This window comes from Silvibacterium bohemicum, assembly GCF_001006305.1.
Lineage (GTDB): Bacteria > Acidobacteriota > Terriglobia > Terriglobales > Acidobacteriaceae > Silvibacterium > Silvibacterium bohemicum.
Genome location: NZ_LBHJ01000019.1, coordinates 339,878 through 352,754, shown reverse-complemented (window position 1 = coordinate 352,754; position 12,877 = coordinate 339,878). Strand labels below are relative to the sequence as shown.

Here is a 12,877-nt window from a genome sequence, read left to right as displayed (position 1 = left end):
TTCCAGGCAGTAGATCGTTAGCCTGATGAGGAGATTTTCGGATGAACAGCAATGAGGAAACGCAGAGCTTCGAAGATATTACGGCCGAGGGGGCAAGGGCATTCGGCGAGCAGCGCACACTCAACCGCAGAAGATTTATGGCCAGGTTGGGTCTTGCAGGCGCCGTGGGAGGAGCAACTTTCCTGGCAGGTTGTAGCGGCAGCAATAACATGGCGTCTTCGGGTTCTTCTACGGTGATGGCCGCCGGTCCTTCGGAGATAGATGTTCTCAACTTCGCGTTGAACCTCGAATATCTTGAATCCACGTTTTATTCGTTTGCTACGCAAGGGGCTGATCTGCCGTCTTCACTTACTGCTGGGAGTGGCGCAATTACAGGAGCGCCCCCGGCTAAGATAGAGTTTCCCACTCAACAGATCACCGATATCTTCAACGAAATTTTCTTCAATGAGATGTCCCATGTCGCCGATCTGCAGAGTCTGATCGGAACCGGTTTTGTCACCAGACCGCCTCTGAATCTAGCCGCGGCAGGCGCTGTCACTTCCGCGAATATCATTACGATTGCTCGCCAATTTGAAGATGTCGGCACCACCGCATATGCAGGAGCAGCCACGCTACTTACCGGCACTCATCTGATGTATGCCGCTCAGATCCTTGCTGTCGAGGGCTTTCAAGCCGGAGCACTCCGTCTGATTTCGATCCAGCAAAATGCTCCGTTCGCGGCAGCGGATGCGCTGGATGTTCCCACATTTGATCCCGGAGCACAGGTATTGGCGAGCCAAGGCCCCACCTCAGCCGGTGGTTTCTTCGCCACCTCAGGAACGGACAATGCGACCTCGGCTATGCCGGCCGCTCTCGCCTTCACTCGCAGTACGTCGCAGATTCTTCAGATAGTCTACGGCGCTGCCGGGATGACTGGCGTATCGAAGGGTGGCTTTTTCCCCATGGGACTGAACGGAAATATTACTACCTCGTAAGTCGTATAACTCTTGCAGGCGAGAAGTAGGCTTCCGGGAGCGTACCTTCTTGCCTGCACTCTCTAGGGGGCTCTGAGAGTCGCATCACCACCGCGCAATCTCATCCTTAAAGGCCCAACGTCATTTGAGAAGCTGCTCCTCCCCCGTCTGGAAGAATGCTTTCGGTCAATGCTTTGCTGTTGGGAAAAGCAGGCAGAGATGCGTTCCTTCACCGTGAAAGCCTGCGGCCAATATCACTCCCTTTGGATCAATGCGATAAGCAGCCATGAGTAGCCATCCGCTGTCCTTGGGTATGAGGTCATTCAGATTTTGCAAATGCCCATTCTCCCAGAGGAATGCTCGCATCTTTCCTTCCGCGATGGGAGAACTGCCGACGATCTGATCGGCATCGTTAATGCTGAGCGCGCTGCTCGGTTCATCTCCGAACGAACCAAGGTCGATTATCTTGCCGTTCGAGAATAGAACAGCCTTCGACCCTCCGTCATCGTCATCGGCAAAGCCTACAACTTCATGCTTTCCATTCACAGCCTGCGCGCTGCTGAACGATCCTCCGGGCAGAAGCCCAAGGTCATGCGCGCGCCCATCCTGCCAGAGCACCGCATGTGTTTTCCCGTTGGGCGACGTGTTCGCTTCACCGGCAATGTCCCCACTGTTGTTAACTTCGAATGCGCGGCTGAAATCTCCGCCCGGCAGCGTGCCGAGATCCTGAACTTCTCCTCGGTTCCATTCTGCTGCATGCACATGTTGGTCGCGAGTCTCCGCATTGCCGACGGCCAGATCGTCTTTGCCGATCGAGCGCGCTGCTGCGAAGCGTCCGCCCAGAGTAGGTAGAACTTCGAGCGATCCGTTACGGTAAAAGAATGCCTGAGTATGGCGGAGATCGGCGCGCGACTCGACAATTCCTACCACCTCGCCCTCGGGGCCGATACCAAATGCGAAGCTGTTTCCTGAGCCGGAAGTATTTCCGATAAGTTTCGCATTCTGCCCGTCGAAAATCGCCGCAGTGGTATGCGTTTGGCTGATGACTTTCCATGAAGCTACGTTTTCGTTCGAGTTGAGGCCGGGCCGTTCATCGATTTCACGTGCCATGAACGGCCCCAGATCGAGGACCGTGTATCGACGCGCGTCGTCAGGCGCCTCCGCTTCGGAGACGCTTGTTAAGGAATGAGCCCCACACCAACAAATCGCCAGGCTCAGAGCTGCCAGAACGGGTCGAGATCGCAATCGCACGTCGTGATTATTCCTTTCTGCGCACTTCGGTGCGTGTCAAAGACGAAGCGTCTCAATGAAGGAGAGACTCAATGCAGACGAAGAGTGTGAATCGCTCAGGGGACGAAGCTCCATTGCTGCCAGGCTTTCTCCTCGTATGGAAATTGATCGATTTCGGCGCCTGACGTTTTCACCCCGCCGTCAACGTCAAGGGCTTGGCCGCTATGCACATTGAGAAGCTCGTAGATTCCGCTGCCTGCGGAGACAACCCGCCACTGTTGCGATGGACTACTCGCGTAGGAGTTTTGATCGACAAGTGCGCTGTTGGCCACGGAGCTGCCGGTGACTTCGAGCGCTAGACCGCTCGACTCGTTGATGAGCGAAATGATGTTGGAACCCAGATTCTTCAGCACCCAGCTTTGGTTTTTTCCGCCCTTCGCAGCGTACTGCTGCATCACTTCGCCCGCCGTCGTAGAATATCCGGGGTCATCGATAACCAAACCGCTATTGACACTCTTTAGCGAGTAAGTGCCGTTGGCGATGAGCGCAGCGGTAGAGGTCCCGCTCGAGGAAGTGAAGCTCCACTGCTGCCAGGGTTTTTCCTGATAGGGGTATTGATCGATCTTGGCGCCCGCTGTCGATACTCCTCCATCGACATCGAGGGCATAGCCGCTCTGCACGTTGGTCAGTTCGTAGACGCCGCTGCTCACTGAGAGCACATTCCACTGCTGCCACGCGTCGCCGGCGTAGGTATTTTGATCGACGAAAGCGCCTTTTGCGGTGGAACCTCCGGCCGCTTCAAGAGCGAGGCCGCTCAATGCATTCACAAGTGATACTTGATTGCTGCCGAGATTCGTAAGCAGCCAGCTCTCATCTTTGCCCCCATTTACGGCATTCTGCTCTATCACTTCTCCGTCAGCAGTCGAAGAGCCCGGATCGTCGAGGGCCAATCCGCTATGGAGGCTTTTGATGACATACGTCCCATTTGCGAGAAGATTTGTGGGCCCGGTTCCATTCGGTAGCAATCCGTAGACATTAAGAGAGCCGGAGCCATCCGCGGCGTTGAGTGCTCCGAAGCTCGGGACGAACAATTTTCCATTCGCCACAGTAGGAGGAACATATTTCGCGAAGTTTCCTATCTCGTCTCGCGGCTCATTTTCTTTATCGTTCCACAATTCTTTGAGCGTAATTGCGTCGAAGGCGTGTAGAACTCCCTCCGTCGTCGATTGTGAGGCGTCGCCTTTAAACGGAGTACTGGCCCAGATAATCCCATTGGCTTGCCCATTGGCGGAGAGCGAAAGAAATCCTCCCGGCATCGCGCTCTGATTGTTTGTCATGGGAGCGGTCATGGTGCTCATTGCAATGGGTGTCGTATTGATGAGCTGAGTAGACGAATCGAACGAATAGGCGCGCAGAAAATCATTCTCGCCCCAGACATAAATGATGGGACCGGCGTTCTGGCTATTGAAATAAATCGGCGTGCCATGAATGTGCTGTGTGCCGTTTCCGAAGATCGCCTGGAACTCCTGCTGCACTTCATCGTTCGACGCGTTGAAGTGCCCCATGTGATCTGTGTTCACGAGATAGAGACGGCCTTGTTTGCCTCCACCGGTCACGAGCGTGGTGCCGGGAATGCTGAGCAATCCGGATGAGCCGAGGTCCTGATCCCCGCTGTTCAATACGGCGCTGTTCGAAGGCGTAAAGTAATCGAGCAATTGGAGCGAAGGAGATAGCTTGGCAAAGCTGTTGCCGGTCTGGATGACGCCGCTGACCGAAGCGCCGAAGCTTCCATTTCCTGTCGAGACAAGAATGTTTCCTTCGCCGTCGATGGTCAGCCCTTGTCCCGCCTGCCAGATTCCACCCAATGTCCCCGAGGTCGTATCGCTATACACATGGTCCTGGGCGAGAGTCTCCGCTTTGTACGAGATGATCCAGCCATGATATTTCTCTAGGTCATCGTGCGAAGCCCACGCGATGTAAACATCCCCGTTCGCTAGCGTTAAAGCAGTGCGTTGATTTTGAATTTGGGGATTGAAGGTCAGCGTGCCATCGCTGGTCGTATAGGTCGCAGTAATCTTCACCGGGCTGCCGAATTTAGGCGCTCCGGTCGTGATGTCCAGGGCATTGAGGGATTGCGTGAAGACGCCCTGATTAACTCCAGTCGGCGCTGCGGAGGAGTTCCAGTTGCACAGGCTTGGGTTGTAGTTTGTCTCGTTGCGCGATACGAAGTAGATCGTGTTTGTGGATGGATCGATGACCGGCGTTCCCAGAATGCCTACGCTCGATCCGTGTGTGATGTTGTTGTGCCACTCCACGTCGCAAGGATGAACCGGCGGACCAAAATTTGCTTTCCAGTATTGCTTGCCGGTATCGGCGTCGAGAGCATAAACGCTGTTATTCATCGTCGCGATGTAGACAACGTTGTGAGTGCCTTGGCCGGGAATGGCGAGATTGGAAACGTAAAGGGGCTGGGTGTAGACCTGCCCATCCACTGCCACCGAATACAGCTTGCCGAACTGCGACGAATTTACATTCGTTGGCGTCAGCACGACCTCGTTTAAATTGGCGCCCGTCCTCGACGTGTCATTGTGTTGGGTCAATACATTGACAGGGGTCGATGTTTGCGCGAGCAGCACAGCGCCGCAGAAACAGGCGGCTACCAAGACCTGTAAGATGAACCGTGCACACCAAGTGACTCGACTGGAAATGCGGAGAGAGGTCAGCGGAAATGCTGGAGATGGCTGCTCGATAAGGCGCGGCATAGAAATCCTTTCGTGGGGAGCGGAAGGTTCGGTGGAGCGTCGATCTTCAACAGCTGCGCGTAGCAGCTTTACCACCGTATCACGACGCCTCGGAGCGCGGCTGTTCTGTACCGGTCAGGGTGGGGCCCCGAGACACGCGGATCGTTGCTCTTGAGGGGAGCGCGTGAGTTGGCATAGATTGAGTTAATCCGTGACGGGCGAGAGGATGAGAAGACCTTCATCCCCGATTAAGCCTGCTCCGGTACAAGAAACTATGCGTCTTCTCGTCATCGAAGATGAACGCCGTGTGGCCGAAAACATAGCTGCGGCGCTTCAGGAAGGTCCAGGATACGCAGTCGACCTCGCCTACGACGGCGAGGAGGGCGCTCATCTTGCGCAGACCGGCGAGTACGATCTCATCGTGCTCGATCTCATGCTTCCCGGAATGCACGGCGCAGCGGTGTTGAAGCGGCTCCGAGCCTCCGGGCGAAAGACGCCGGTACTGATCCTCACCGCAGTGACCACCAAGGCTTCGATCATCGAACTCCTGAATAGCGGAGCCGATGATTATCTGGGCAAGCCCTTCGATCTCGGCGAGCTGATCGCTCGCGCCAAGGCTCTCATCCGCCGTGGCCAGGGAGTGAGTCATCCGATCCTTCGTATCGGGGATTTGGTTGTCGATACGATCGAGAAAACGGTGGTGCGTGACGGCGTTGAACTGGAGCTGTCTCCGACGGAATACAGGATCATGGAGTACATGAGCTATCGGCCGCGTTCCGTGATTTCGAAGCAGACACTGCTCGAGCATCTGTACGACTACAACTGGGAGCATCACTCGAACGTCATCGAAGCTCATGTTTCGAACCTGCGGCGCAAGCTCAATAGCGGAGGCAAGCCGCAATCAACCTCCTTCCTGTGGCTGGAAACCATGCGCGGCCGCGGCTATCGACTTCTTGCTGCCGCACCGGCCTACAGCACTCCTGATCCGTCCCCGGTCGATCTGTCATGAAGAACTGGTCGCTCAGCCGCCGTCTCATTGCCACCGTTCTTTTGGTTGAAACTCTGCTCGCGCTCTGTACGACAGGCATGGCGCTGTTCTACGAGCGTCACCAGCACATGCGAACATTCGATGTCATGCTGCGCGGACGCGCCGACTCTCTTTTGGGTGCGGTGCAGGATGCGGAAGACGAAGCAGATAACATCATGCTCGCGCCAAAAGCCATCGACCTGCAAAGCGATGATCTTTACCAGGTGCGGGAACCCTCGGGACGAATTCTCGGCCAGTCACCTCAATGGAGCAACCAGCTTGCGGGGCAATTCCGTGAGGGATCGCACGGACACAATTTTCAATTTCACGACCATGCATATCGCGGTATGGTGCTTCGCGGAATACGCCAGATCGATCAAGAAGACGGTAAGCCAGGAATTTCCCGCCCGGTCATCATTGACTATGCAACGCCGCTTGCGCCCGTGTGGAAGGCTGTGGCAAACGCTGCAAAATTCCTGTTGCTCTCGAATTCCTGTCTACTTATCGTGACTGGCGTAGCCATCTTTATTCTGTTGCGGCGGGGCATGGCGCCGCTGCAGCTACTGGCAGCGGAAGCGTCGGCGATTTCGCCGGCCTCCTGGGAATTCAGGGCTCCTCCTGGAGCGTTAGCTGTGAAGGAGCTGGCGGTGTTAGCGCTGGCGTTGGAGTCGGCGATGCGCCGGCTGGGCAGCTCCATCGATCAGCAGCGAACCTTCGTCAACGACGCGGCGCACGAACTCAAAACCGCTGTCACCATCATCAAGTCATCGCTGCAACTCCTGGATTCGCGGCCTCGTTCGCTGGAAGAATACCGCCGCGGGCTGGAATCGTGTCTCAACGATTGCGGGAGACTCGAAGAGTTGGTTCAGAAGCTCCTCACTCTCGCGCGTCTCGAACAAACTGCAGGACAACCTTCGTCGCGGAGTCAGACGGATCTAAGCGAGAGCGCACGCGAGATTGTCTCCCAGCTCGATTCCTTCGCAACTCTGCGGAGTATCGCTTTGCAATTAGATCTCCGCGGGAAACTGCTCGTGCCTCTGCCGCATGAGGAGTGTGAGACTCTCATTTTCAATCTGGTTCTCAATGCGCTTCAGCACACACCATCCGGAGGAAAGGTCACCTTGAGCGCGGCAGAAGAAGACGGTGAAGTACGGATGGCAATTGAGGATACCGGCGAGGGCATCGATGCTGCGGATCTGCCCTTCGTCTTTAATCGCTTCTATCGTGGCGATCGCTCTCGTGCGAGAACTACGGGTGGCACCGGGCTGGGGCTGGCGATCTGCAAGGCGATCGTCGATGCCTATGGAGGCCGAATCGAGCTCCTCAGCGAAACCGGCAAGGGAACTCGTGCACAGGTGGCGCTGCCCGCAGTGAGCGATGCTGTCCGCCTTCAGACTGTCTTCAGCAAGGAACGGTAGTCTTCTTGTGCTGCCTCGCAATTTTTTTCTTGCGACCGGCACGGAGGAAAGTGTGAGAAAGAGTTTGAAATCCCGCTGGAGTCGTCTGCTGGTGGCCGGCGCTACCATTTCTATGATGGGCAGCGCGGCAGTGGCCCAGGGACCATATCACGTTGCCGCACAGTGGCATGTCGGAGGAGATACAGGCTGGGATTATCTTGCCGTCGATCCGATGAGCAAGCTGTTGTATATAACCCATGGCAATCACGTCCTTGTCATCGATACCGCAACCGGAAAAGTGAAGACCGATATTACGGGACTCAAAGGCACTCACGGTGTGGCCTTCGATACATCCGGAAAATTCGGATACATCAGCGATGGCGGCGCGAACGAGGTGGTGGTCTTCGATCGCAAGACAGATGCGATTCTCGAGCACATTCCCGCGGGGACCAATCCCGACGGCATCGTCTTTGAGCCTGTCACTCAAACGGTATGGGCCTTCAATGGCCGCAGCAAGAACGCCACGGTGATCGATGACTCCACGCATCAGGTCGTGGCCACTGTGTCCTTACCCGGCAAGCCCGAATTTCCAGTCGCTGACGGCAAGGGCTCGGTCTACGACAACATCGAGGACCTTAGCCAGATCGTGCACATCGATGCTAAGACGCATACCGTTCTCGGAGCATGGCCGATCGCGCCGTGCGAAGGGCCTTCTGGCCTGGCCATCGACAAGCAGCACGAACGCCTCTTTGCGGTCTGCGACCAAAAAATGGCCGTGGTCGATGCCAACACTGGAAAAGTGGTCGCTACTCCCACCATCGGCGATGGCCCCGATGCTGCCGGTTTTGATCCCAAAAATCAGTTGGCCTTCAGCTCCAACGGAGAGGGAACGCTGACCGTAGTTCATGAAGACTCGCCAGACTCTTACAGTGTGTTGCAGACGTTGACCACGAAACGCGGAGCCCGCACCATGGCATTCGATGAGTCAACGGGCAACGTCTATGTCGTCACCGCTGACTTCGGTCCTCGCCCGGCAGCAACGGCGGACAATCCGCGACCGCGTCCCTCTATCTTGCCGGGAAGCTTTGTCGTCATGGTTATCAGTCGCTAGTTTCAGAGAGCCTATTCATAAAGAAAGGGACGGTCAAAAGCCGTCCCTTTCTCTTTGCGTTTTTCACGGAATCTATTCAGCATTTTTAGTCAGGAAGTAATACACCGCAGGCGTCACCACCAGCGACAGGAGCATCGAGAGCAGCAGACCTCCGACGACCGCAATGGCCAGGGGTTGCAGCATCTGCGAACCCGCTCCGAGCCCGAGTGTCAATGGAAGCATTCCGGTGATTGCTGCCAGCGCGGTCATGAGGATGGGTCGCAGCCGCCGTTGCGCGGCCTGCAGCATGGCCTCGTGCGCCTGCATTCCAGCCGCGCGAAACTTCTCGTCCGCGTCAAGGAGCAAGATGCCGTTCTTTGCCACGATACCGATCACCATGATCAGCCCCATGAAGGATGCGACATTGAAGGTGGTATTTGTGATCAGGAGCGCGCCGACCACGCCGGCCGTCGAGAGAATCGATGAGACCAGGATCGCCGTCGGAGCATAGAAGTTTCGAAACTCTGCGAGCAGCACTCCGAAGATCAGCACCAGTGCCAGCAGTAATACTCGCAGCAGTTCGCGAAAAGATTTTTGCTGTTCCTGGTAAGTGCCGCCGTACTCCACGCGCACGCTCGACGGCAGATGGAGATTGTTCACCGCGGTCTGCACCTTCTGGATTGCCGAGCCCAGATCCGAGCCTTCCAGTCTTCCCGTGACTCTGACCAGGCTCTGCAGATTTTCGCGGATAATCTCGTTCTGCGGAGGCAATTGCTCAACGTTGGCAACCGCGCCCAGACTCGTCGTCTTGCCGCTACTACTGTTGAAGACCGTATTTTGGATTGCCTCCAGCGAGGCGCGATGTGCCGCGTCGAGGCGCACACGGATGGTGTACGGACGGCCGTTCTCAATCAGTGGCTGGGTTGAAGGAATGCCGTCCAGAATTGCCATTGCATCGGTCGAGATCTCTTCGGGAGTAAATCCCATCCGCGACGCCACGGAAGGATTGACCTGAAAGCTCGTTGCCGGTCCGCTGATGGTATTGTCGATGCCGTTCTCTACATCCACAACGCCGGGAATCTTGCTGATCGCATCACCGACTCGCGGGCCCAGCTCGTTGAGCAGCGCCGCATTGCTGGAATAGAGCTTGATCTGAATTGGCTCCGGAGCATTCGAGAGGTCACCGATCATGTCCTGCAACACCTGCGTGAACTCGACATCCAGTTCCGGCTCGGTTGACTTGATCTGACGGCGGACATCGTCCATGACCTCCGAGATATCGCGGTCGCGATGGTCCTTGAGCTTCACAGTAATGTCGCCGGTGTTGGCCTCAGTCACGGCGGCGAGCCCCATCTGCAAGCCGGTTCGCCGGGATGTACTTTCGACCTCCGGCGTCTTTTGCAGAATCCGCTCGACATGCTGCAGCACGCGATTGGTCTCGGCCAGAGAGCTGCCCGCCGGCATGATGTAGTCGAGAATGAATCCACCTTCATCCATCTCCGGAAGAAGATCCGACCCGAGCAGACGGTAGGTGAAAAAGGTTCCAATAACCAGCACCGCGCAACATCCGGCAAGCAGCCATGGCCTCGCTAATGAGACATCGAGAACACGCCGGTGTACATGGAGAATCCGCTTCATGAGGCCGCTGGTCGCCTCGTGATGGGCCGTCGCTGGGCCTCGTTTGTTGCGCAGCAGAAAGAGGCTCAGGCTCGGTGTCCAGGTGAGCGCCAGGAGGAGCGAAGTCAGAAGCGCGACCGTCATCGTGATGGCCAGCGCGCGAAAGAAGCTGCCGGTCACACCTGTTACCGCAATGAGTGGAAGAAAAACTACGATCGGCGTAATCGTAGAGCCGATAAGCGGAGTCGTTATCTCCTGAAGAGCCTTGCGGATTGCTTCCGCCCGTGTTTCACCCGAGTCGCGATGCAGCACGATGTTTTCAACTACGACGATTGCATCGTCGATCACCAGTCCGACCGCGGCCGCCAGCCCGCCCAGCGTCATCAGGTTCAGGCTTTGTCCGGTGATCTTGAGAAATAGAAATGTAATCAGGATGGTTACAGGAATGACCAGCCCGGCAACCAGGGAAGACGACCAGTCGCGCAGAAACGCCACCAGCACCACTGAAGCGAGCAGAATCCCAATCAAAATAGCGTCGCGAACGCTGTTAATACTCTCGCGAACCAGATGAGACTGATCGTAGAAAGGCTCCAACTTTACTTCGGGAGGGAGTGACTTCCTTAGCTCGGCAATCTTCGTCGCGACTTCGTCGGCAACAGCGACCGTATTCCCGGAAGGCTGTCGTGCTATGTTCAGCAGCACCGCCGGTTGGCCATTCGCCGTGACGGTGGTGTAGACAGGCATCGTTGCCGGTACTACCTCTGCCAGGTCCGCCAGCCGTATCGGAGAGCCTCCGGCGCTTGTCTTTACCACGATCTGCGCAAGCTCCTGCACATCGTGAACCTGCGATCCCACCAGGCCCAGCACCAACTGGTGATTTGCTTCGTAGAGTCCTGGCGAGTCAACCAGGTTCGTCGTCTGAATCGCATTCACGATATCGGAAATCGTCACAGAGCTGGCTTGCAGCTTGGTCAAATTTGGAATGACGTGAAACTCGGGAACCTCTCCGCCTTGAACCGTTACCGTGCTCACGCCGGCGAGCCGGTTCAGAGGAGGCTTGAGGTCATACGTGGCCATCTCCCATAGCCGCGTTTGCGGAACGGTCTTCGAAGTCAGGCTGTAACCGAGAATTGGAAATGTAGCGAAGGTCAGCCGGTTGGTGGTGATGTGTGCGGTTGGGGGAAGCGTCGGCTCCACCTTCGACAACGCTGCATCGACCCGCTGCAGCGTCTGAAACATATCCGAGTTCCAGTCGAAGAAGAGGCTTACTTCGGCCGATCCGCGGCTGGTGGTCGAGCGCACCGTTTCGAGGCCGGGAACGCTATTCACAGCGTCTTCAATCGGCTTCACTACCGTGACTTGCATCTGCTCAACCGGCATGACTCCGTTATCCACGCCAATCACGATGCGGGGAAAGTTTGTCTCAGGAAAAACCGAGATAGGAATCTGAAAAACGAGGAAGAGGCCAGCGACCGCAAGGGCCAGAGTGAAGAAGAAGATGGTGCGCGCATAACGCGTCATCCAGAACGGCCGCTCTGTTTCCGTAGGCTCCATCAGTTGCTGCCGCCCGCTTTGCCGGAATCGCTCTCTGTAGCTTTTACCACCTTGACCTTCGTGCCGTCGTCGAGCGCGTAGGCTCCCTTGGTGATGACCTGATCGCCCGCAGAAATACCATTCACGATCTGGATCACGCTATGGTCTTCCCAACCTATCGAGACTGGTTTGATATGGGCAGTTCCATCCGCGGCGATAATCATCACCGCCTTCTTACCGTCGGGTGTATTGATAACCGATTCGGCAGGAACCACGAGCGCATGCGGCATCGTCTTACCGGCGATTGCCAAATGCACCGTCGTGCCTGGTCTGAGTGTTCCATTCGGGTTCGCGACGGTCACCCATACCTCGACGGTAGTACTTCCCGGGTCGAGAGCCGGGCTGATCAACGTGACTTTCCCATCGACTGGATCGTCCATGCCGGGAACGGTCATGGATGCTGTATCTCCTACCTTCAGCATTTGTGCCTGCATCTGTGGCAAATGCGCCTTGGCCAGCAGGGAAGAGGTATCCATGACAATCAACAGTGGAGCACCCGCGACCGCAGTTTCTCCCGCGAAGAGAGGCCGGTCGGTCACCACGCCGGCGACCGGGCTGCGAACCTCGGAGTAGTCAAGCTGCGCCTCCGCGCCCATGTACTTACCTTTCGCCGATTCTAGTTGTCCCTGTGCGCTCTTGAGCGCCGCTTCGCGGCTTATCTGCTCCACCGCGTCAAGGTGTTGCCGGGCGAGATCATACGTTGCCTGCGCCTGCACCAGCGCAGCCTGCGCGGTGTCGAGATCGCGGCCGGGAATCGCGCCTTCGGCGAAAAGATGCTTGCGGCTTTGCACAATCTGTTCGTTCAGATTCAGATTTGCTGTCGCCTGGGCCAGATCCAGCTTTGCCTTCTGCGTATCTTCCGGCACGACAGCCTTCGTCGCTGTTTGATATTCGGCTTGAGCGGCGTCGTAGCTGCCGTGGTTGTCTACAAGCGCTGCCGACAGATCGCGGTTCTCCAGCGTCGCCAGCAGTTCTCCTTGCTTGACCTTCGATCCGCGTTGAACATAAAAGCGCTTCACCGGCGCGGAGATCTTCGGAGCAATCGCAGCCTGGGCGAGTGGGTTGAGAACGGCGTCTACTGTGATGTGTTCGGTGATCGACTGTTGTTGAGCTGCGACTGCCTGCACCTCGACAAGCGTGGGCGCAGCGGCCTCCGGTTTCTGGCATCCGGTGGCGAGCATGAGGATGAGAGTTCCGATCGACAGGTGTCGTGCGAATTGTTCTGGCAT

General features: G+C 56.7%; 8 protein-coding genes. 4 read left to right on the top strand and 4 right to left on the bottom strand.

Annotated features, from left to right (window positions below; translation table 11 throughout):
* The first annotated feature begins 41 nt into the window (after positions 1-41).
* On the top strand, positions 42-974 hold the full coding sequence (locus tag XX99_RS22945) for a ferritin-like domain-containing protein (protein ID WP_050061732.1): 933 nt from the start codon (positions 42-44) through the stop codon (positions 972-974).
* A 165-nt stretch (positions 975-1,139) separates the two neighbouring features.
* Here XX99_RS22945 and XX99_RS22940 read toward each other — a convergent pair whose 3' ends face one another.
* Together XX99_RS22940 and XX99_RS22935 are read right to left on the bottom strand one after the other, a co-directional pair.
* Positions 1,140-2,063, bottom strand: coding sequence for a hypothetical protein (locus XX99_RS22940; protein ID WP_050061731.1), 924 nt, complete (start codon positions 2,061-2,063; stop codon positions 1,140-1,142).
* Between the two features lie 236 nt (positions 2,064-2,299).
* Entirely contained in the window at positions 2,300-4,732 is a 2,433-nt protein-coding gene (locus XX99_RS22935) for an RICIN domain-containing protein (protein WP_184084957.1), read from the bottom strand.
* A 466-nt stretch (positions 4,733-5,198) separates the two neighbouring features.
* Here XX99_RS22935 and XX99_RS22930 point away from each other — a divergent pair, with 466 nt between their 5' ends.
* Genes XX99_RS22930 through XX99_RS22920 form a run of 3 tightly spaced genes read left to right on the top strand, consistent with a single transcriptional unit; the run spans position 5,199 to position 8,459 of the window.
* Entirely contained in the window at positions 5,199-5,933 is a 735-nt protein-coding gene (locus XX99_RS22930) for a response regulator transcription factor (RefSeq protein ID WP_050061729.1), read from the top strand.
* Complete coding sequence (locus XX99_RS22925; RefSeq protein WP_050061728.1) at positions 5,930-7,369, top strand: sensor histidine kinase; 1,440 nt, start codon at positions 5,930-5,932, stop codon at positions 7,367-7,369. Before XX99_RS22930 ends, XX99_RS22925 begins: the two co-directional genes overlap by 4 nt.
* A gap of 52 nt (positions 7,370-7,421) precedes the next feature.
* Positions 7,422-8,459, top strand: a complete 1,038-nt coding sequence (locus XX99_RS22920) for a YncE family protein (RefSeq protein ID WP_231581570.1) — start codon at positions 7,422-7,424, stop codon at positions 8,457-8,459.
* 72 nt (positions 8,460-8,531) lie between these two features.
* On the opposite strand, the gene XX99_RS22915 is transcribed toward XX99_RS22920, so the two are convergent.
* Positions 8,532-11,609, bottom strand: coding sequence for an efflux RND transporter permease subunit (locus XX99_RS22915; RefSeq protein WP_050061727.1), 3,078 nt, complete (start codon positions 11,607-11,609; stop codon positions 8,532-8,534).
* Positions 11,609-12,877 (bottom strand): efflux RND transporter periplasmic adaptor subunit, encoded by a 1,269-nt coding sequence (locus XX99_RS22910; RefSeq protein WP_050061804.1) that lies wholly within the window; start codon positions 12,875-12,877, stop codon positions 11,609-11,611. Before XX99_RS22910 ends, XX99_RS22915 begins: the two co-directional genes overlap by 1 nt.